The following is a 20492-nucleotide window of genomic DNA, read 5'->3' as shown; positions in this document are numbered from 1 at the left end:
CAAGGCGAAAGGATGAGGCGGAATTTATCTCCGCTTCAGGCGAGAAAATCCGATTCTCAATTCCTCGGCGCGTGGCCGGAAACCTCGGCGCCAGCGCCGGGCGGCAGGACGACAAAACGCAGCGCCGCGACCAGCCCGATGGCGCCGATCACGAAAAAGGCTATTCGAAAATCGACGAGGTCGAGCGCCGGCTGCGCCCTGGCAATCTGCGACAAATTGAGAATCGCCGCCGCCACGGCGACGCCGAACAGCATCGCCACCTGCTGCAGCATCGAGGACAACGTCGCCGCCGAGCTGCGCTGCGCGGCTTCGATATCGGCGAAGGCCAGCGTGTTGAGCGCGGTGAACTGCATCGAGCGCGACAGGCCGGCGATCAGCATCAGCGCCACCACCAGTGCCTGCGGCGTCTGCGGCGAGATCACCCCGCAAGCCATGATCGAGGCCGAGGCGATGATGCCGTTGACCACCATCACAGAACGGAAGCCGAAACGCCGCAGCGTTGGCGTCGTCACCGTCTTCATGCCGAGATTGCCGAGGAAATAGGCCAGGATCATCAAGCCGGCATCGACGGGCGAGAGGCCGAAGCCGAGCTGGAACAAAAGCGGCAGCAGGAAGGGCGTGGCGTTGATCGCCACCCGGAATATGGTGCCGGCGGCGAGCGTCGAGATGGCGAAGGTCAGCACCTTGAACGAGGAGAGGTCGAGCAGCGGATGCGGAGCGCGCCGCAGATGCCGCACCGCCAGCCAGCCGATGACGATGCCCGCCGCGATCAGCGCCACTGTCGGCAGCATGCCATCTTCCGGGTGCGCGATGCGCTCGAGGCCGTAGAGCAGGCAGGCGAGCCCGAGCGAGGTCAGGAAAAACCCGAGCCAGTCGAGCGGCTTGGGATCGGCCTCGCGATCGCCCGGGATGAAGCGGGCAACCAGTGCCAGCCCAACCAGCCCAAGCGGGATATTGATGAAGAAATTCCAGTGCCAGGACAGAGTGGTGGTGATGAAGCCGCCAAGCACCGGACCGACCACCGGCGCAAACAGCGCCGGCCAGGTGATCAGCGCGGTGGCGTTGAGCAACTCGGATTTCGACGCATTGCGCAGGACGAGAATGCGGCCCACCGGCGTCATCAGCGCGCTGCCCAGCCCCTGCACGGCGCGAGCGACGACAAATTGGGTCAGATTTCCCGAAAAGCCACAGGCAAGTGAGGCCAGCGTGAACAGCGCGATCGCCACGAGAAAGATGTTGCGCGCACCGAAACGGTCGGCGAGCCAGCCCGACAGCGGCACGAACACCGCCATGGTCAGCATGTAGACCGTGATGCCGATGCTCATTGCCACGGCCGGCACACGGAAGGATTCCCCCATCTGCGGCAGCGAGGTCGAGATGATCGTCGAATCCAGCAGCTGCATGAAGAAAGCGATTGCGACGATCAGCGCCACGCGCCGCGCATTTGTGGCCGTTTCGGGTAAGGCTTCAGTCTCGGGAATGGCAGTCATGTCGATCCGGTTTGAACAGCATTTAGCCGGCAGCGTCCAGACACAGCGCAACAAACTTTCGTGTCGCGCCGCGGCCTGCTATGGGATGAACGGGGTGATCGAGGAAAGTGCGCGCATAAAATGAAGCCGATCTATATCGACTATCTCAATGCCCTCGACATCGAAGCGCTCGCCATGACCGATGGCGAAATCATCGCCGCCGTCGAGGCGGGCTTGGTCGCCCAGGGCAAGGGCCAGACAGTGATCGAGCCGCGCGTCCATCTTGAACCGGATCCATCCTTCCACGGCCATTTCAACGTCTTGCGCGGGTATGTGGCGCCGCTCGACACGGCGGGCGTGAAAATCGTCGGCGACTATGTCGACAACTATCTGCACGGCCTGCCCTCGGAATTCGGCATCCTCAATCTGTTCGATCCGCGCACCGGCACGCCGCGCGCCATTCTCGACGCCACCGTCATCACAGACATGCGCACTGGTGCGCTCACCGCGATCGGCGCCAAGCATCTGGCGCGCAAGAATTCGAAGGTGCTCGCCCATATCGGCGCGCGCGGCACCGCCTATTGGAATGTGCGGCTGCTCGACCATCTCTTCGATTTCGACGAGATCCGCGTCCATTCGCGCCGACCGGAAAGCCGCGACGGTTTTGCCGCAAAACTCTCCGCCGATCTCGGCAAGACAGTCACGGCCGTAGCCGATTGGAAAAGCTGCGTCGAAGGCGCCGACATCGTCGTCGAGGCCTCACGGCTGCCGGAGCCGCAGCCGCTGCTCAAGACCGAATGGATCAAGCCCGGCGCGCTGGTCGTGCCCTATGGCACGATGAGCGCGGTGGAGCTGTCGCTGACCGACATCATGCAGAAGATGGTCGTCGACGACTGGGGCCAATGCAAGGGCGGCAAGTTCGGCTCGCTGCGCGCCCATGTCGAGACCGGACGGCTCAGCGAAAAGACGCTGCATGCCGAGCTCGGCCAGATCGCCGCCGGCCTCAAGCCAGGCAGGCAGAGCGACGACGAGACCATCCTGTTCTGGCATCGCGGCCTGTCGCTCTCCGACATTGCGCTGGGCAAGGCGATGCTCGCCAAGGCAGGAGAAAAAGGCATCGGCCAGAGGCTGCGTTTCGCATGAGCGCGCTCGTCCTAGCCGGAGCCGGCGTCAGTGTCGGTGATGTCGCCACCGTCGCCCGCCAGGCGCGCAAGGTGGAGATCGGACCCGATGTCATCGGCAAGCTGGACAAGGCGCGAAAAGTGCTCGACCAGGCCGCCGCCTCAGGCCAGCAGATCTACGGCCTGAACACCGGGCTTGGCGCCAATCTTGGCACCTCCGTCGAAGGCGACGCCAGCGCCTTCCAGCGCCAGTTGCTGCAGGGCCGCAGCGGCGCGGTCGGCGAAACTCTACCGGTCGAGGCCGTGCGGGCCACGATGGTCGCCCGCGCCTCGATGCTGTCGGCCGGCGGCTCCGGCCTGTCGCCCATGGTCTTCGTCGCTCTGGTCGACGCGCTCAATGCCGGCGTCCATCCGGTGATGCCGTCGCTCGGCTCGATCGGCGCCGGCGACCTCGTGCTGATGACCGCGCTTGCCCGCCTGCTGATCGGCGAAGGCGAAGCCGACTATCAGGGCCGGCGCATGCCGGCGACCAAGGCGCTGATGATGGCCCGCCTCGCGCCGATCAGCCTGGCTCCCAAGGACGGACTGTCGCTGATCAACGCCTCGGCGGTCTCCGCCGGCAGCGGCGCCCTCGCGATCACGGATGCGCTGTCGGCGCTCGCCCAGCAGCAGCAGGCCGGCGCGCTGACCATGGAAGGTTTTGGCGCCAACCGCACCATCCTCGATCCACGCCTGCAGATGGCGCGGCCGGCTGCCGGACAGCAGGAGGCGGCGAAGGCCTTGCACGACCTTCTCGCCCGCGACGAGATGCCGGCGCCCACCACCATTCAGGATCCCCTGTCGATCCGCTGCATGCCGTCGATCCACGGCGCGCTGATCGAGGCGATCGGCCAGGCAAAGAGTGCTGTCGAGATCGAACTGAACGCCGCCGCCGACAACCCGCTGGTGATCGGCGACGACGAACTGGTGATGTCGACCGGCAATTTCCACACGGCCGCACTCTCGCTTGCCTTCGAGACGCTCGGCCTGGCCATCGCGCAATGCGCCGCCGCGAGCGTCGCCCGCTTCATCCAGCTCACCGGTTCAGGCCGCAACGGCCTGACCAAATATCTGTCGCCGATCGGCGGTGCCTCGGCCGGTTTTGTGCCGCTGCAGAAGACGGCAACATCGATCCTGGCTGCCATCCGCCACAAGGCCAATCCGGTGATGCTCGACTTCCTGCCCGTTTCGGAAGGCGTCGAGGACCACGCGACCCAGTCGCCCCTCGCCGTTTCGAAATGCGCCGGAATGATCGCGCTGTGGCGGCGGCTGATCGCCTTCGAATTGATGGCCGCCGCCCAGGCCGTCGACCTGCGTGAGGGATTGACGCTGGCGCCGCGCACCGGCGCGATCTATGCGGCGGTGCGCGCGCATGTATCGATGCTGAAAGACGACCGGCCGCTGGGGAACGACGCCGAGGTGCTCCACGCCATGCTCGCCGATGGAGCGTGGCGAGGCGCTGCGGCGGTCAGCAAAGAAACCGAATGATCAGCTCCTTGCGTCTACCCTTTTCATGAACAGGCTGAGCTCGGCCGGCTCCATGTGCACGATGTGCCTGTCCTCGGGATAGGCGCCGCTGTTGACGTCGGCGACATATTCGGAGAACGCCGCCACCCGCTCCGCCTGCAGCCGGTCATACTCGGCGGCGAAATTGCGATAGACCTTGGAGTGGCGCGGCATGTGGCCCCGGTTCTGGCCGAGAATGTCGTCGGCGAAGAGGTACTGTGCGTCGCAGCCCGTGCCCGCCCCCATCGACAGCATGATCAGCGAGGTGCGCTCCGAGATCGCCTTGGCGACCTCGACCGGCACCACTTCGATCTCGGCGCCGACAGCGCCGGCGGCCTCCAACTGCTTCACCGCCTCAAAGACCTGGAGGGCGGTGTCGGCGGTCTTGCCGACCGCCTTGAAGCCGCCGGTCCAGGTGGCGCGCGACGGAATGAGGCCGACATGGCCGATGACGGGAATGGCGTCGTCCGCCATGCGTTTGATCGTGGCGTAGCCGGCACTGCAATAGACCGCGTCGGCGCTTGCCTTGTAGAGCCGGAAGGCCCAGCGCACGAAATCATCCGCCGTGCCGATCTCGAAGAAATTCTCGCCCGGCATGGTGAACAGGCTGGGCGCGGCATCGCGATACTCAGGGTTGAGCACCAGTTCGGGCGGTACCGAGACGATATCGACCCCTGCCCGCTCGGCGGCCTGCGCCTCGTCCAGGTTGAGCACGCGCAGCATGGTCAGCTGCCGTTTGCCCTTCATCGCGCGCAGATCGGCGACGGTCGGTCTCTTTCGGCTCATGAAAACGTCCCCTTTGTGATGCTGGATCGGTTGCCGCGCGTCAAATCTGGATCATCACCTTACCGGCCTCAATCTTGACCGGATAGGTCACGAGATTAACGCAGACCGGCGCGCCCTTGGCGGCACCTGTCTTGTAGTTGAAGCGGCCATTGTGCTTGGGGCATTCGATGATGTCGTCCATCACCAGCCCGTCGGCCAGATGCGCCTTCTCATGCGTGCAATGCCCGTCGGTGGCGAAGAACTCGTCGTCGGGCGAGCGGTAGACCGCGAAGCTGCGGCCGCCATGGTCGAAGCGGATGACGTCCTCTTCCTCGACATCGTCCACCGCGCAGGCTTCAACCCAATCGGCCATCTCGGTCTCCTGCAAAAAATTCGCGATCGCTATTCGGCCGCAGGCGACATATCGACCTCGTGGAACTCGCCGCGATAGGGCCTCGCCGTCCGCGGCAATTCGCGCTTGAGGTAATAATCTTCGTATTTCAGCTGCCTGAGCAGCACCGGCCAGACCTCGCGATAGGCATGCCACATCGACGGGTTCGGCTCGGGCAGATCGTGCTTGATCAGATCATGCAGCCTGGGCAGCGCGTGATACGGCACCATCGGGAACATGTGATGTTCGACATGGTAGTTCATGTTCCAGTAGATGAACCGGCTGATCGGGTTCATGTAGACGGTGCGGGTGTTGAGCCGGTGATCGACGACATTGTCGGCAAGGCCGATATGCTGCAGCAGGCCGGTCATCACCATGTGCCAGGTGCCGTAGAGGCGCGGCAGGCCGACCAGCACCAACGGGATCCATGACCCCAGCGCGATCGCGAAAGCGATCGTCGCAACATACACGGCCATGTGCCAGCGGGCGACGACGACGGCTTTGTGCTGCTCCATCTCGGGGATATAGCTCTTCTCCTCCTCCGACAGCGTGCCGAAGGCCTGGCGCATCAGCGTCGGCAGCGAATAGCGGAAATCGAGAATGCCGGTGAAGGCCAGTGCCGCCTTCAACAGGTCGGGCGGGCGCATGACCGCGATCTCGGCGTCGCGGCCGACAATAATGGTGTCGGTGTGGTGGCGGGCGTGGCTCCAGCGCCATTGCACGGGATTGCGCATCAGCATGAAGGAGGCGATGTGGTAGACGAGATCGTTCATCCAGCGCGTGCGGAAGGCCGTGCCGTGGCCGCATTCGTGCCAGCGCGAGTCGCTCGACGAACCGTAGAGCACGCCATAGACGAACAGGAACGGCACCACCCACCACGAGCCCCAGAACCAGACGATGCCGGCGGCCGAGCCCAGGATGGCGGCGAGCCAGATGATGGTGTCGCGGATCGCCGGACCGTCCGAGCGCTGCATCAATTCCTTCATCGCCTTGCGCGGCACGTCTGTGTGGTACCATTCGGCCGAGGCCAGGCCGGTCTCGATCGCGGCCCGGGTGCTTTCGCCGACCAGGCTGTAATCGCGCTTTGTCTTGGCCGTCGTCATCGTCACCTCCCGCGCGGCACCTAGAGGCCGTTGGCGCGGAATTTTCCGTCGAGGAATGTTTTCGCGCGCGGCACGTCATCCTCGGTCAGATGCTCGATGATGACGGGGATGTTCGGGTGCTTTTCGCTGAGCCGCTTCAGGTAAAGATCATAGTTGAGCGAGCCGAGGCCAGGCGCCGGCAATTCGATCTCGCCGACGCCACGGAACGTCAGTCCCTCATGCGCGTCCTGGTCGCCGATGTCGGCGTGCTTTTCCGACTTGTCGCTGCCTGAGCGCTTCACATCCTTGGCATGCGCGATCCGGATCTTGTCGGTCAGCGTGTCGAACACCTGGTTCAGCACCTGATCCATGCGGTCGATGTTGTGCGCCTCGAAGTAATTGGTCGGGTCCATCAAGAGGCCAAGGCCGGGATGGTCGACCTGCGCGAACATCCTCACCGTCTCCTCGACCGAGCCGACGACATTGTTGACGTAGGTTTCGAGCAGGAAGACCGCGCCATGGTCATAGGCGGTCTGGGCAAGATCCGAAATCACCTTGCGGCATTCCTCGAAACCTTCCTCGATCTTGTTCCTGGGGTGATGCACCCAGTCGGACTCGGTGTTGTAGGTCCCGGTCTCCGAGATCACGTAGGGCGAACCGAATTCGCGTGCGTTGCGGATGATCTCCTTGAGATAACCGACGCGTTTCTCACGCTCGGCTTTATCGGGATGGATGATGTTGGTGTAGCCGGAGATGCAGCAGACCGGCAGATTGTGAGCGCGGAACGTGTCGCGCACGGTCCTTGCCTTGTCCCTGGTGATCTGCCCGGCCGTGAGATCGATATCCCGGAAATGCAGGTCGAGCTGTACGGTGTTGAAGCCGAGTGCGCGGATGCGCCTGGCGGACTCGTCGAGTTCGTAGGGAAAGTAGCCGGTGAAGATCCCCGCCTGCATCATGATGTGAACTCCTCCCGGTAAGCGATTCAGCCACCACGCTTATTGCGTGGTCGCGTATTTCAGTTGGTCGAGATTTCGGAAAGCCTGACGGTGCGGCCTTGCGCCATCGAGCGGTAGCCGGCCTCGACCAGCGCCATGGTCTTGACGTTGTCGGCGACGGAGAGGGCCGGTGGCGTGCCAGTCTTCACCGCATATTGCAGCTGCTCCATCACGCCGATGAAGGCGTGCGGAAACCACATCGTGTCCCAACTGGGCGTCACCCACTCACCGCCTGTCGTCTGCGTCGAGGCATAGGTCAGTGTCGAGGCGACGCCGGTCGGCCAGCCGATCGTGCCCTTGGCGACGCCCTTGATGCCGTCGACACGCCAGTTGATGTGCTGGTCGTCGCGATAGCCCTGCTCGCGCGGACCGGACCAGACATCTTCCAGCGAAACGGCAAGCACCCCGGAGGGGAAGCGCAGCGTCGACACCGTGATGCCGTCCGAATGGTCGAATGCCGTGCGCGGATCCTTGCGCGTCTGCGTCGTGATGTCCTGGGGATCGCCGAACAGGTAGCGCAGCACGTCGAGATGGTGCACGCTCATATTGGCAAGCGTCAGCCGGTCATAGTCGGCAAGGAAAGCCTGCCAGTGCGGGATCGCATGCATGTCGATCTGCGCGAAGACGATATCGCCCAGCGCACCGCTGTCGATGATCTGCTTCAGGACGCGCATCGACTGGTCGTAGCGCATATTCTGGTTGACCGAGAGGATCTTGCCGGACTTGGCGGCTTCGTCGCGCAGCTCGACGGCCTCCGCCACCGACAGTGCCAGCGGCTTCTGCGCCAGGATCGCCTTGACGTGCGGCTGCTTCAGCGCGTGACGGATGAGAGCCGGCTGCTGGTCGGGCGGAAAGGCAAGGTCGACGATCTCGACCTCGGAATCCTCGATCAATTGCTCCGGCGTATCGTGAACGATCGGAATATCCCAGCGCCTGGCCACCTTCTCGGCGCTGGCCTTCGTCCGCGAGGCGATCGCAACCACCGGGAAGCCGGCTTGCGCATAGGCGGCCAGATGGCATTCGGCCATGATCATGCCCGCACCGACGCAGCCGATCCGGTATTCCCTGCTGCGAACCTTCACATCCGGTTCGAAATCCGCGCCTGCCATCCATTCCTCCCTGGAGGACAGCATATAGCGCCACGGCTTGCCGGTCAGCCAAGGCCGGCCCCATCATTTCCCATCAGCGACACCAATCACCGGGGGCAGCGTTTACTGGGCTTTATGGATGACCGCCTCGCCCTGCTCACCGACACGGACCGCGATCCGGTCGGCCGAAACGATCCCCGCAATGTCGCAGACCACCAGCGGCATATGGATGTCGTAGAGAAACTCGGCGACGATCGCTCCCACCGCCAGGATCGGGTCCGGCCGCTCCAGAAGAATGCCGGCCGGCGCGGTGCCCCGGCGGATCGCTTCGGCCAGGACAGAGGACGAGGAGGATGAGCCTCGCCCGCTCGGCATGACCAGGATCCTGCCGGCAACGTTCTTGCCCAGCCCAGGATGCGAATGGTCGATGATGTCTCCCGTCTCGGCGTCGATGCCGCCCCAGAAACTGAGCGGCTGCGAGAACACCAAAGCCGGGCCATCGGCCTCACCGGCGAGTTGAAAAGTGCCCAGCCGATCGACGGCGTCCTTTGCAACGGGTTGCGTCATGAGGCACCTCGCACGACATGTCCGGCAGCGGCGGAGCGGATGCAATCCGCCATCTCGGCGAAAGCGACGGTCACGCCGATATTGCCCGGCGCGTAATGCGCCCACTTGCCGGAATTGGTCATCACCACGCCGTCGAGCCGCTCGAGGATGGAGGTGACATAGGTGCAGGTGTCGGCGACCGGGATCAGGCCGAACGCCTCCATGCCGGTCAGCGCGCCCTCTTCCTGTAGCCGCATCAGCGTCGCGCGACCGGTGTTGACATATATCGGGATGCCCCTGCCCGGCGCTGCCTCGCGCAGCATCGGCAACAGGCGCGTCCATTCCTCGTGCGAGAAGTGCGGCGTGCCCAGCGATACCGCGGCGAGTGGCGCCCCGTCGGCCACGCCGGACAATCTGGACAGCGCATGATCGATGTCTGCTGGGGTGATGCGGATCGTCTCATCCGGCGCGTGGCCATGAAACGCTTCGTCTGGTGTGTTGGCCTCCGGTGTGATGCCGACCGCATGGAACAGTGCCACGGCACCGGTCGTCGCGGCCGCCGCGCCAAGCGCCTTCAGCTGATCCTCGTCGCGCGGCTGCGGCAGGCCTGATATGACCGGAATGCGGTCGCCACTGGCTTGTCCGATGATCAGCCCGACGCCGACGAACAGGCTGTCGCTTGGTTCGGCCTCGCCGATGTCCAGTTCGAACAGGATGCGGCCACGCCGGTTTTCGCTCAGATGCAGGCCCCAGGCCGGCGCACGTCCGGTCATGGCGCAGCACAAATCGAGGAAGTCGCCATAGCGGTTGGTGCGCGCGCCGATCACCGAATTGGCAAAGACGATGGCATTGGATTCGCCCCAGGCGACCTGCTGGCCGAATTCAGGCCGGAACCGCGTCTGGTAGGGCGCGCAGGTGAAGGTCGCCTGGCAGCCAAGCTCCAGATGCGCCTTCATCAGCCGCCGCGCCGGCACCTCTTCCGACGCCGGCATCTTCACCATGCCGGGATGGATGAGGTCGAACGAGCCGACATTGAGCGTCGTCGGCACCTGCACCCGCCCGCCGCCCTCGACCAGCCGTTCGACGAAATCGAGCCCGGCCTTGCCGTGATAGAGGCAGCCATCGATATGGGCGCCGCTGATGTCGAGCAGGCCGCGCGCGCCGATCGCGTTGGAGAAGGCGACCAGGATTTTCATGGCGGCGGCGGCCGACGGGCCTTGCTCGCCGTCGAGCATGGATTGGTCCTGTGCGGTCAGTTCTAGCGTCATCGGAATGCTCCGGGCTTATGCCTGACAGGATGGTGGGAAGCACCCCCCTGTGCCCTGCCGGGCATCTCCCCCGCAAGGGGGGAGATTGGCCGTCATCTCTGCTTTCGCAAATTTTCAGCTTTGCCGGAAGAGCAGCAGCGCCAAAGCTGCCGATCTCCCCCCTTGCGGGGGAGATGGCCGGCAGGCTAGAGGGGGGTGACGGGCGCCCGCCTCCCCCATTTAGGCCTAATTGGCCGCAATCAACACCGTGCTCTCCGGCGACCAGCGCAGCACCACGTCCTGCCCCTCCGCCAGCCGGTCGGCGCCGGTGTTCTGCACGATGACCTTCAGCGTCTGGCCGTCACGCTCGACGAAATAGGTGCTGTTGTTGCCGGCGAAGATGCGCTTGGAAACCTGACCCTTCAGCGTGTTGGCATCGCCATCCGAAGCTCCGGCATCGGTGGCAATCCGAATGCGCTCGGGCCGTACGGCGCAGCTCGCCTTGGCGCCGGCGGCAAGCGTCGCGCCCGCACCTGCGGCAATCGCCGTGCCGTCCGGCAGGCGGATGCCGTTGCCGGTCGTATCGCCGCGAAAGATGTTGGCGTCGCCGAGGAAGGTGGCGGCGAATTCGCTTTTCGGCCGGTCGTAGATTTCCTCCGGCGGCCCTTCCTGCACAAGCCTGCCGTCGCGCAGGATGCCGATGCGGTCGCTCATCGTCAGCGCTTCTTCCTGGTCATGGGTGACGAAGATGGTCGTGATGCCGATCTCGCGCTGGATGCGCTTCAACTCGATCTGCATGTCGACGCGCAGCGCCTTGTCGAGCGCGCCGAGCGGCTCGTCGAGCAACAGCACGCGCGGCTTGGTGACGATGGCGCGCGCCAGCGCCACGCGCTGCCGCTGGCCGCCGGAGAGCTGGTGCGGACGCCGGCCGCCGAGCTTGCCCAATTGCACCAGGTCGAGCGCGCGCTGCACTTCCGCTGCAATCACCGCCTTGGCCTCGCCGCGCACCGAAAGGCCGAAGGCGACATTGTCGGCGACGCTCATATTGGGAAACAGTGCGTAGTTCTGGAACACCATGCCGATACGCCGCTTCTCGACCGGCACCCGCTCGACGCTTTCGCCGCCGATGGAAATGCGGCCGGTATCGGGAAAATCGAAGCCGGCGATCTGGCGCAGCAGCGTGGTCTTGCCGCTACCTGAAGGCCCAAGCAGCGCGTAGAAGCCGCCATCGGCGAAATCGATGGAGACATCGTCCAGCGCCTTGTGTGCGCCAAAGCTGCGCGAGACACTCGATACCTGCACGCCGGCCATTATTTCTCTCCGCCGAATTTGAAGAAGCGTGCCGTCAGCAGCATCAGCGCCATCGACACGACAATGATGATGGTCGAGACCGCATTGATCTCGGGCGTGAAACCCTTGCGGATCGCGGCGTAGATCTCGACCGGCAGCGTCGTCTGGCCGGGCGTCGACAGGAAGTAGGAGACGACGAACTGGTCGAACGACACCGCAAAGGCAAACAGACCGCCGGCGATGACGCCCGGCATGATCCAGGGCAGCGTCACGCGCATTGTCACCTGCCATTGATTGGCGCCGAGCGAGCGCGCCGCCTCTTCCAGTTCCGGCGCGAAAGTCTGCAGCCGCGCCGAGACGACGACGATGACATAGGGCAGCGCCAAGGCGACATGGCCGAGCAGGATGGCGAACAGGCCGCGCCCGATGCCGACGCCGAAGAAGAAGATCAGCATCGCCGTGCCGGTGATCAGCCACGGAATGGCGATCGGCGGAAACAGCAGCGCCTGCAGCACCTTCTTGCCGCGAAATTCGTAGCGGTAGAGCGCCAGTGACGCCGCCGAGCCCATCACCACGCTGATCAGCGTGGTGATGATTGCGATCTCGAGGCTGTTCCAGGTGGCCGCGATCAGCTGGTCGTTCTGCCACAGCGAGGCATACCATTCCGTCGTCCACTCGAACGGCAATTGGTAGAAGGGCGAGACGTTGAACGACATCAGCGCCATGATGATGATGGGCAGATAGAGGAAGGCGAGCAGCAGGAAGATGTAGAGGCGGCCAAGTCCTTCGAGGATTCGGGTGGTCGCCATCACGCAGCCCTCCGCAGCACCGGCGAGGCGATCGCCAGAATGACCAGCACGACGGCGAGCAGGATGAAGGACAATGCCGCTCCCAGCGGCCAGTTGAACACGGCGACGAACTGGTCCTCGATGACCGTGCCGTAGAAAGTACCGGTGCGGCCGCCGAGGATGCGCGGCTCCATGAATGAGCCCACGACGGGGACAAAGATGAGCGCGGCACCGGCCACCAGTCCCGGCATCGACAGCGGGATGATCACCCGTTTCAGCACCTGCAGCCGCGAGGCGCCGAGCGAGCGCCCGGCCTCGATCAGCGAGTCGTCGATCGCCTGCAAGGTGAGATAACAGGTCAGCACCATGTAGGGCACGTAGGAGTGCACCAGCCCGATGATGACGGCCGGATAGGAATACATGAGATCGATGTTGATCTTGAACGGCAGCACGGCGTTGAGCGCCGTATCGAGGATGCCGCCTTCGCGCAGAACCATCGCCCAGGAGAAGATGCGCACCAGCCCGTTCGACCAGAACGGCAGGATGACGAGCAGGAAGATGGCCTCGCGGCTGCGCCCCTTCAGCACCTTGGCCAGCACGTAAGCGGCGGGATAGCCGATGACGATGCACCACAGGGTCACTTCGAGGCCGAGGCGCAGCGAGGCGAGCAGCAGCGTGAGATAGAGGCTCTGCGAGAAGAAGGCGGCATAATTGCCAAGCGTGAAGGCCCAGGACTTTCCCGACAGCGGCAGGTCGGTCATGAAGGAGAAGAAAACCATGGCCGACAGCGGCAGGAAGATCGCCACCGTCAGCCAGAGATAGGCCGGCGCCAGCAGCGGCAGAGCCGATCTCAACCCGCTGCGCGATGCGGTCGCGCTTTGTGCTGCCATGCCACCCTCCTCCCCAGGATTGAAAGCACTAGCCGGCGCGAACCGCCGGCTGGTCCGGACGTGGGTTTTATTTCACGTCGACCTTGAGCTGCTGCCAGAGCGCCAGATAGGCCTCGCGCTGGGCATCGGTGATCGGCGCCTGGAACTGGATGCGCTTGGCGACCTCGGGATCGCCCATCACCTTGCGGTTGAAGGCATCCTGCGGCAGCGCCTCCACCGCCTTGGTGTTTGCCGAGACAGGCGCGCCGACCTTGGTGACCCATTCGACGTAGAATTTCGGGTCGATCATCCAGTTGATGAAGGCCTGCGCGCCTTCGACATTCTTGGAGCCGACGGGAATGGAGAAGGCATCCAGCCAGGCGACAGCACCTTCCCTCGGAATGACCAGCGAAACCGGCAGCTTGAAATGCGTCTTGGCACGGTCGGCCGAGCCGCTCCAATAGGTGCCGATGTCGATCTGGTTGGAGGCGACCATCTGGTTCCAGTCGTTCTCCGAGCTCCAGAAGGTCTTGATCTGCGGCATCAGCGAGGTGAGCTTCGTCTTGACCGCATCCATATCCTTGATGTCGTTGATGTTCTGGCCGGTGGCGATAGCGCCGAACTGCACCGCCTCGACGGCGTCGTCGCGAATGACGACGCGGCCCTTGTGCTTGGGATCCCACATTTCGGCGATCGACGTCGGCGGATTGTCGAAGGATTTTTCATTGATGGCGAGCGCCGTCAGGCCCCACACCCATGGCACGCCATAGACCTTGCCGTCATGGTCGAGCATCGGCGACCCGGCTTTGTCCTTGCTGATGTCGGCATAGTTCGGCAGTTTCGAGGTATCGATCGGCTGGATCAGCTTTTCCGCCATCGCCTGGTCGTTGAAGGCGGCGTTGATCATGACCACATCGTAGAGGCCGGGATTGGTCCGGATCTTGGTCAGCATTTCCTGTTCGGAGTTGAAGAAGTCGTTGACGACCTTGTTGCCGGTCGCCTTCTCGAAGGCGGCGACCGCCCAGGGTTCGTCGGCGCCGTAGCCTTTCCAGTTGAGCACATGCACTTCGGCGGCACTGGCGGCCAGCGTGAGTGCGGTGGTGAAGACGGCGGTCGCCGTCAAGAGAGCAGTCAGTCTTGGCATGCGCATGTTGGTTCCTCTCTTTGTTTGCCCGCTTGGCGGGGCTTGTCAGGCTGTCTGATGGGCCTTCTGGTTCTGGCCCGGCGCGCCGGTCGCGGCGGCCTGGCTCAGGAAAGTCTGGATTTCCGCGTCGGTCGGCGCCGATGACCCGCCATGGCGGGTGACCGAAATGGCGGCTGCCGCATTGGCGTAGCGCGCCGCCTCGAAGGGCGGCACACCACGCGCCAGCGCACTGACGAAAGCGCCGATATGGCTGTCGCCGGCGCCGTTGGTGTCGACCGCCTTGACCTTGAAGCCGGCAATGGTCTGCGCCGTGCCGTCGGCCAGCCTGACATGGCAGCCCTTGGCGGCCGAACGGATGACGACACCGGCGGCCCGGGGGCAATGGTCGGCAAGCAGCCGCGCCGCCAGGCTCTCGACATCACCTGGGCCCGCAATCTCGGCCGCCTCCGTCGCGTTGCAGCTCAGCCATGTGGTGCGGGAAAGCAGGCGCGACAGGATGGGACGCGGAATGTCTGAAATGACCGGCGTCGGGTCGAAGACGAACGGCGTTTGCGCAGGCAGCGCCTCGATCCAATCGGTGAGCGCGTCGCGGCTGCCGGGATAACTCAGCGTATAGCCCGAGGTGAACGCCCAATCACCGGGCGCCACCGATACCGGCGCCATCATGTCGAGGGTGAGAATGCTCTCCGCACCAGGCCAGGAGACGAAAGTGCGCTCGGCATCGCTCGAGATCATGGCAACGCAATTGCCGCTGTCCATATGCGGCGATGGCGGCGTCAGCGTCTCGATGCCTTCGGCGGCGAAGGCGGAGCGCAGGAAATCGCCGTTCGGCCCGCTGCCGAGTTGCCCACCGAACACCACCGTCATGCCGGTGCGGCTGGCCGCGACCATCATGTTGAAGCCGCCGCCGGCGACCCGGGCGAAGCTCGATGCCGTCTTCTCCGTGCCCGGCGCCGGCAAGGCGTCGATGCGGTAGACATAGTCGACCACCGCGCTGCCGATATGGACGAGGCGCCCGCTCATGCCGCCGCATCCTTGCCGGTCTTCGCCACCCTTGCCGCCACGAGATCGGCGGCAAGCGCGCTCACCTCTGACATGTCGATGCCGACAAGCCGGGCAATATGCTGCTGCGGCAACCGCGAAAGGCCGGTGCAGGCGCCGGCCATGCCGGCCGCGATGGCGCCAATCGTGTCGGTGTCGCCGCCAAGATTGGCGCTGATCACAGCCGCTTGCCAGGGATCGCCGCCGGCGACCTCCAGCACGGCGAAGGCGGCCGGAACAGATTCCTGGCTGGCGACGCCAGTGCCGACCAGGTCGGTGATCAGCTGGATTGCATCCCCCGTCACCTTGCCACGCACCAGATCCTGCGCCCAGACGATACGCGCGGCGATGTCGCCGCCGGTCACCCAATGGCCAAGCGTCACCCCTCGCCGCGCCGCCGCGACGGCACTGTCGGAGGCGGCGCGCCAGTCACCGCCGGAAACGCCGCGGCTGACGGCGGCCGCGACCGCTGCGGCAGAGGCAATGGCGATCGAGGTGTTGTGCGTGGCGCGGCAGGTCTCGGCCACCTTAGCGACGAATGCGTCGAGCGGCTCCAGCGGCATCATGATGCCGACCGGCGCGATGCGCATGGCAGCCCCATTGGTATCGCCGCCGCGCCCCGCTTCCTCGGGCGGCACGCCATTGTTGATGGCATCGATGGCGCGCTTGGTCGACGGACCCAGAAGATCGTAGCTGCCACGCGCCTTGACCTCGCGCTCCCAGTCGAGCAGCGCGTTGACCCAGCGTGTATGATCGAAACGGTCGCCTGACTCGACGAGAATGCGACCGAGCAGCAGCGCCTGTTCCGTATCGTCGGTGATGGTGCCGGCCAACAATCCCTTCGACACCGGATGATCGGCGAAGGGCGCGACGAAATCGTCGACATGGCCGTAGAGTTCGGCAATACGCGCCGGCGACAGGAGCTGCGTCGGCATGCCGAGCGCGTCTCCCAGCGCCCCGCCGACAAGCGCGCCCATGGCACGATCGAGAATGGTGTTATCCGCCATCGCTCAGAACCTCATATGCAGCGCGAAATGCGCCGGATTGAGCAGGCTGGTGACATATTCGATCGGCCGGTCGTCGGCCGCGCGCGTCAGCCGGCGGCCGCGCAGGAAGGGCGTGCCTTGCGGGCAACCGAGGATCGCCGCATCCTCAGCATTGAGCATCTCGATGCCGACCCATTCCTCGCCATGGTCGGGGATGAGGCCGGCATCGCGCAGCGTCTGGTGCAGCGAGCCTTCGCGCAGGCCGCGCAGCGGCACATCCTCAAGCTCTGGCGACAGCGGCAGGCGGCTGCGCTCGATGGAAATCGCGTGGCCGTCGCTGGCATTGGTGCGCACACGGTCGACGGCGATGAAGAACGGGCTTTCGATCTCCAGCAAGGCGGCGAGATCGGCGTCTTCGATGACCTCCAGCCGCAGCGTCCTCGTCTCGGCATTGGCGCCGGCATTGGCCAGCGCCCGCGACCAACCGATGGCGTCGTCGACCGGCTTGCCGTCAAAGGTGACGAAGGAGCCGATGCCGACCTTGGTGGTGATCAGCCCGCGGCTGGACAGTTCCTCGAGGCCCTTGCGGACGGTGTTGCGGCTGACGGAGAAGCGCTGGACGAGTTCGTTTTCGCTTTGCAGGCGGTCGCCGAAGCCGAGCACGCCGGAGCGGATTTCATGCTCCAGAACGGTCGCGATCTGCTCGGGCTTGCCCGTGCCGGGAGACAGTTGAACCGCGCGCCGCTTCATATGCATACCTGTTCAGTGAACCTGTATAGTCCTGTTCAATACATGGCTGTAAACCTCTTGTCAATGCGATGCCGAGACAGGTCAAACAGACCGCCCTTGTTCCCGGTAGTGTGGTAGGTTCCAGGTCGAAGGAGCAACATGTCCCAATCAACAGAGCATAAGAATCCTAAGCTGATCGTCGTGGCCGCATTCGACCGCGGCGAGGACGGTGAATTGTTTCCAGCCTTCGGCCCCGCCGACCAGCAGAGCGAAGACCGCGCCATACGCACCGCCCGAGCTCTGGCGGCAAAACATGTCGGCGTCATCGCCTGGAGCCGCGATGCCGACCCGACACTTGGCGACTACGGCCCGCCGACCACGCTGTTTGTTAGCGGCGACGTGCCCGACATGGAGTAGCGGCGACGCCCCGCTGTAGACTCGGTAAAATAAAATCTGGTTTTAATATTTACCGATATAGAGGAACCGTTTTCTCTGGGCACCGTTTATCTGCAGGTCGTTTATTCCAATGACCTCGATAGAGAGGAATTTCCAGATGAACTTCAAGATGCTGACCATGGGCGCGATGGCGCTTGCAATGATGACCGGCTCGGCGCTCGCCGCCACCCACACCTCCGCGCTGGACGATCCGGCAAAGATGGCGCCCTTCTACACAGACTCCGGCATGAAAACCATGAAGTCCGAGAAGGAGTTCAAGACAGCCTGGATGGCTATGAAGGACGAAGACCGCGCCTCGATGACGAAGGATTGCGGCGACAGTGTCATCGGCAAGTCGCATGACAATTTCTGCAAGATGACCAAGCAGCTCGGCGGCGCGAACTGACGCACCGCGATTGGGCGCAGGCCCGATTGACCATTTGGATAAGGCGGGCCCAGTGCCCGTCTTTTCCTTTCGGCGATACGCCCGCGACGCAGCCGCTGGCGGATTCAATTCGCGACAACGGTCCTGCAAAGGTGTAGCTTCAATCCTTGGAGCGGCAGGACGCCGCTCGCTTGGCTTTTGCCCATGTTTCAACCCATTGCGAATATCGAGGATGCGCAAACGCTGGCGCAGGCGATCGTCAACACGATCACCGAGCCATTCCTGGTGCTTGACGAGCGGTTTCGTGTGCTGGCCGCCAGCCGCTCTTTCTACAAGACATTCGAGGTCGACCCCGCACAGACGCAAGGGACGCTGCTCTACGCCCTTGGCGACGGTCAGTGGGACATTCCCGCGCTTCGCGTGCTTCTGGAGACGATCATTCCCGAGAAGACCGCCATGGACGGTTTCGAGGTCGAGCATGATTTCCCGCGGATCGGCCGCCGCACCATGCTGCTTAACGCCCGCAAGGTGCTTTACGACCACAGTCCGGCCGTCACTATCCTTCTTGCCTTCAATGACATCACCGCCCGCCGTGTCATCGAGCGCGAAAAGGAAGAGCTGCTGCGCCGCACCGAGGATCTGCTCCGGCAGAAGGACATGCTGCTGCGCGAAATGGAGCACCGGGTTGCCAACAGCCTGCAGATCATCGCCAGCATCCTGTTGCTGAAGGCGCGCTCTGTCACGTCGGAGGAGACACGCCAACACCTCAAGGACGCCCATCAGCGCGTGCTGTCCGTGGCCGAGGTGCAGCGCCATCTCCACACCTCGGTCGGCGTCGACGAGATCGATGTCGGCTCCTACCTTTCGAAGCTGTGCGGCAGCCTCGCCACTTCGATGGTTGGCGAGGCCCAGCCGATCGAAGTCACCGTAACGACCGAAGGCGGCAGGATGGACTCGCAAAAGGCAGTCAGCCTCGGACTGATCGTCACCGAACTGGTGCTCAACGCCATCAAATATGCCTTCCCCAAGGAAAAGGACGGCGCTCGGATCCAGGTGACCTACGAGACCGCCGGCAGTGACTGGAAACTGACGGTTTCGGACAATGGCGTCGGCAAGATCGCCAACGACGTGCCGGCCACCGGCCTTGGAACAGCCATCGTGGAGGCGCTGGTGAAACAGCTCGAGGCCAAGGTGGAAGTCATCGGCGACAACGACGGCACCAGCGTCTCGGTCACCCGGGCAACGTTCACCTCACGGGTGCCGCGCGCGGCGTAAGAACCGTTACCACGAGGCCTGCCTTCCCGACAGCGCCTCGATCCTGATCTGATAAAAGAGATGGCTGCCCGAGGGCGCCAGGGCATCGCCGGGCTTCAGTGCTCCCGGCTCCCACCAATTCGCATGCGTGGCAAGAAGCGACCAGGCAAGCTGGCGGTCGCCATCGACGGGAGCGGTCATCCTTTCGGCGCTGGTCATGCCGACATCCGGATCAGGCGCTTTGGGCAATTCCTCGAACACGCCTTCCACCACGACGCTCCTCCAGCCATCGACACCGCCGACATCGTCGACCTGAAGGCAGACATGGGGGTTGGTCCGCATCCAGTCGACTTTCCGGCCGGGAAGCGAGAAACTGAAAATGGAATTCTCGCCGAAGGCGAAATGGACCGGTACCACATAGGGTTTATGGTCACGCACGCAGGCCAGGCGACCAAGGCGTTGCGCCTTCAAAAGGGCGACGCAATCCTGTCGCGTCATCTCCTTGATATTCATCCAATCCTTCTTTCTGTTCAGGCCGCGCGATCGATGCGGCGTATCACCTTGATAGCCTCTGCTTTCGCGATGCCGATCACCGCGTCTATGCTGTGGAGGTCTCGATATGGCCGCGGGCCGCCACAGGACGTGAAGATCATCGCGAGTTTCGCAGAGTGTCGTTCTGAGCGTTGCGGGCCTTCCGCAAGCTCAACTGTCTAGACGCAAGCCGGTTCCCACGGCTTCAACGCAAAAGCCCGCTCCGGGATACCGGGGCGGGCCTTGGAGGAGGATGAAGGGGTGGGACCCTCTCCTCTTGTTTCCACGGGGGGTGTGGACCGAAATCACCATACGCGAGTCCCGCGGAATTTCGGATCACAAGCCAGCTTGCTTGCATCACAATCCGGTGCGCCTCGGCCTCGGCGCGGTCACGAGATTGCGATCATCCTGCTTGCAGGCAGCTAGATGCGCCCCAGCACGACAAGGATAATGATGATAAGCAAGACAAGCCCGAGCCCGCCGCCGCCGTAGTAGCCCGTTCCATAGAACGGCCCGCCGCCGAGCCCGCTGAAGCCGCCAAGCAGCGCAATGACAAGAATGATGATGAGTATCGTGCCTAAGCTCATTTTTCCCGCTCCCTTGGGCGCTGATGCGCCGGTTTGAGCACCGCCTGATACGGTGTTTCGAAGACGAGAACGCTCGAGCCGCCTTACCGTTCCGCCCCCAATGTCCACCGGCGAACGAAAGGACCCGATCGTCCCGATAGATACAGGGTCGGAATTGAAAGGCCCGATACGCAGGAAGCCCGCCTGAATGGCGGGCTTCCGACC

General features: G+C 63.9%; 23 protein-coding genes. 6 read left to right on the top strand and 17 right to left on the bottom strand.

Annotated features, from left to right (window positions below; translation table 11 throughout):
- Positions 1 to 56 precede the first annotated feature (56 nt).
- Positions 57 to 1490: a DHA2 family efflux MFS transporter permease subunit gene (locus tag D3242_RS04015; RefSeq protein WP_064983699.1), complete on the bottom strand. Its 1434-nt coding sequence runs from the start codon at positions 1488 to 1490 to the stop codon at positions 57 to 59.
- Here D3242_RS04015 and D3242_RS33445 point away from each other — a divergent pair.
- Genes D3242_RS33445 through D3242_RS04005 form a run of 3 tightly spaced genes read left to right on the top strand, consistent with a single transcriptional unit; the run spans position 1378 to position 4117 of the window.
- On the top strand, positions 1378 to 1614 hold the full coding sequence (locus D3242_RS33445; protein WP_167470413.1) for a hypothetical protein: 237 nt from the start codon (positions 1378 to 1380) through the stop codon (positions 1612 to 1614). The two genes, D3242_RS04015 and D3242_RS33445, sit on opposite strands and share 113 nt — an antisense overlap.
- The gene (locus tag D3242_RS04010; RefSeq protein ID WP_038647870.1) at positions 1611 to 2612 is read left to right on the top strand and encodes an ornithine cyclodeaminase family protein; all 1002 of its coding nucleotides are present in this window, start codon (positions 1611 to 1613) and stop codon (positions 2610 to 2612) included. Before D3242_RS33445 ends, D3242_RS04010 begins: the two co-directional genes overlap by 4 nt.
- Positions 2609 to 4117: an HAL/PAL/TAL family ammonia-lyase gene (locus D3242_RS04005; RefSeq protein WP_064983697.1), complete on the top strand. Its 1509-nt coding sequence runs from the start codon at positions 2609 to 2611 to the stop codon at positions 4115 to 4117. The genes D3242_RS04010 and D3242_RS04005 overlap by 4 nt, the downstream gene beginning before the upstream one ends.
- Here the strand turns inward: D3242_RS04005 and D3242_RS04000 are convergent, their stop codons facing one another.
- From D3242_RS04000 to D3242_RS03930, 14 genes are all read right to left on the bottom strand, one after another.
- Positions 4118 to 4921, bottom strand: a complete 804-nt coding sequence (locus D3242_RS04000; RefSeq protein ID WP_064983695.1) for a 3-methyl-2-oxobutanoate hydroxymethyltransferase — start codon at positions 4919 to 4921, stop codon at positions 4118 to 4120.
- 40 nt (positions 4922 to 4961) lie between these two features.
- Entirely contained in the window at positions 4962 to 5273 is a 312-nt protein-coding gene (locus D3242_RS03995; protein ID WP_038652957.1) for a MocE family 2Fe-2S type ferredoxin, read from the bottom strand.
- 29 nt (positions 5274 to 5302) lie between these two features.
- Positions 5303 to 6394 carry a fatty acid desaturase family protein gene (locus D3242_RS03990; RefSeq protein WP_064984290.1) on the bottom strand — a complete coding sequence of 364 codons (1092 nt, stop codon included), beginning with the start codon at positions 6392 to 6394 and terminating at the stop codon, positions 5303 to 5305.
- Between the two features lie 20 nt (positions 6395 to 6414).
- Positions 6415 to 7329, bottom strand: coding sequence for a sugar phosphate isomerase/epimerase family protein (locus D3242_RS03985; RefSeq protein WP_064983692.1), 915 nt, complete (start codon positions 7327 to 7329; stop codon positions 6415 to 6417).
- A gap of 59 nt (positions 7330 to 7388) precedes the next feature.
- Positions 7389 to 8477, bottom strand: a complete 1089-nt coding sequence (locus D3242_RS03980) for a Gfo/Idh/MocA family protein (RefSeq protein ID WP_064984288.1) — start codon at positions 8475 to 8477, stop codon at positions 7389 to 7391.
- 102 nt (positions 8478 to 8579) lie between these two features.
- A complete protein-coding gene (locus D3242_RS03975; RefSeq protein WP_064983690.1) occupies positions 8580 to 9023 on the bottom strand; it encodes an aconitase X swivel domain-containing protein in 444 nt (147 codons plus the stop codon).
- Complete coding sequence (locus tag D3242_RS03970; RefSeq protein WP_064983688.1) at positions 9020 to 10270, bottom strand: aconitase X; 1251 nt, start codon at positions 10268 to 10270, stop codon at positions 9020 to 9022. Before D3242_RS03970 ends, D3242_RS03975 begins: the two co-directional genes overlap by 4 nt.
- Positions 10271 to 10495: 225 nt before the next feature.
- Complete coding sequence (locus D3242_RS03960) at positions 10496 to 11560, bottom strand: ABC transporter ATP-binding protein (RefSeq protein ID WP_064983686.1); 1065 nt, start codon at positions 11558 to 11560, stop codon at positions 10496 to 10498.
- Entirely contained in the window at positions 11560 to 12348 is a 789-nt protein-coding gene (locus tag D3242_RS03955) for an ABC transporter permease (protein WP_064983685.1), read from the bottom strand. The genes D3242_RS03960 and D3242_RS03955 overlap by 1 nt, the downstream gene beginning before the upstream one ends.
- Positions 12348 to 13217 (bottom strand): ABC transporter permease, encoded by an 870-nt coding sequence (locus D3242_RS03950; RefSeq protein WP_064983683.1) that lies wholly within the window; start codon positions 13215 to 13217, stop codon positions 12348 to 12350. The genes D3242_RS03955 and D3242_RS03950 overlap by 1 nt, the downstream gene beginning before the upstream one ends.
- A 67-nt stretch (positions 13218 to 13284) precedes the next feature.
- The gene (locus D3242_RS03945; RefSeq protein ID WP_019859261.1) at positions 13285 to 14346 is read right to left on the bottom strand and encodes an ABC transporter substrate-binding protein; all 1062 of its coding nucleotides are present in this window, start codon (positions 14344 to 14346) and stop codon (positions 13285 to 13287) included.
- 39 nt (positions 14347 to 14385) lie between these two features.
- Positions 14386 to 15363, bottom strand: coding sequence for a carbohydrate kinase family protein (locus tag D3242_RS03940; RefSeq protein ID WP_064983681.1), 978 nt, complete (start codon positions 15361 to 15363; stop codon positions 14386 to 14388).
- Positions 15360 to 16388, bottom strand: coding sequence for an ADP-ribosylglycohydrolase family protein (locus D3242_RS03935; protein WP_064983680.1), 1029 nt, complete (start codon positions 16386 to 16388; stop codon positions 15360 to 15362). Before D3242_RS03935 ends, D3242_RS03940 begins: the two co-directional genes overlap by 4 nt.
- A 3-nt stretch (positions 16389 to 16391) precedes the next feature.
- The gene (locus tag D3242_RS03930) at positions 16392 to 17117 is read right to left on the bottom strand and encodes a GntR family transcriptional regulator (protein ID WP_038647889.1); all 726 of its coding nucleotides are present in this window, start codon (positions 17115 to 17117) and stop codon (positions 16392 to 16394) included.
- A gap of 138 nt (positions 17118 to 17255) precedes the next feature.
- On the opposite strand from D3242_RS03930, the gene D3242_RS03925 reads away from it, so the two are divergent.
- The 3 genes from D3242_RS03925 to D3242_RS03915 all read left to right on the top strand — a co-directional run bounded on the left by D3242_RS03925 (position 17256) and on the right by D3242_RS03915 (position 19191).
- The gene (locus D3242_RS03925) at positions 17256 to 17513 is read left to right on the top strand and encodes a hypothetical protein (RefSeq protein WP_019859265.1); all 258 of its coding nucleotides are present in this window, start codon (positions 17256 to 17258) and stop codon (positions 17511 to 17513) included.
- Between the two features lie 136 nt (positions 17514 to 17649).
- Positions 17650 to 17937, top strand: a complete 288-nt coding sequence (locus D3242_RS03920; RefSeq protein ID WP_064983678.1) for a hypothetical protein — start codon at positions 17650 to 17652, stop codon at positions 17935 to 17937.
- Positions 17938 to 18120: 183 nt separating this feature from the next.
- Positions 18121 to 19191, top strand: a complete 1071-nt coding sequence (locus tag D3242_RS03915; protein WP_064983676.1) for a sensor histidine kinase — start codon at positions 18121 to 18123, stop codon at positions 19189 to 19191.
- A gap of 6 nt (positions 19192 to 19197) precedes the next feature.
- Here D3242_RS03915 and D3242_RS03910 read toward each other — a convergent pair whose 3' ends face one another.
- The gene (locus tag D3242_RS03910; protein WP_064983674.1) at positions 19198 to 19683 is read right to left on the bottom strand and encodes a pyridoxamine 5'-phosphate oxidase family protein; all 486 of its coding nucleotides are present in this window, start codon (positions 19681 to 19683) and stop codon (positions 19198 to 19200) included.
- A 440-nt stretch (positions 19684 to 20123) separates the two neighbouring features.
- Complete coding sequence (locus tag D3242_RS03905) at positions 20124 to 20288, bottom strand: DUF3309 family protein (RefSeq protein ID WP_064983672.1); 165 nt, start codon at positions 20286 to 20288, stop codon at positions 20124 to 20126.
- Positions 20289 to 20492: the final 204 nt, after the last annotated feature.

It is taken from the genome of Mesorhizobium jarvisii (assembly GCF_003601985.1).
Lineage (GTDB): Bacteria > Pseudomonadota > Alphaproteobacteria > Rhizobiales > Rhizobiaceae > Mesorhizobium > Mesorhizobium jarvisii.
Note: the sequence above shows the minus strand (reverse complement) of the source record. Positions and strands in the feature narration are given on the sequence as shown.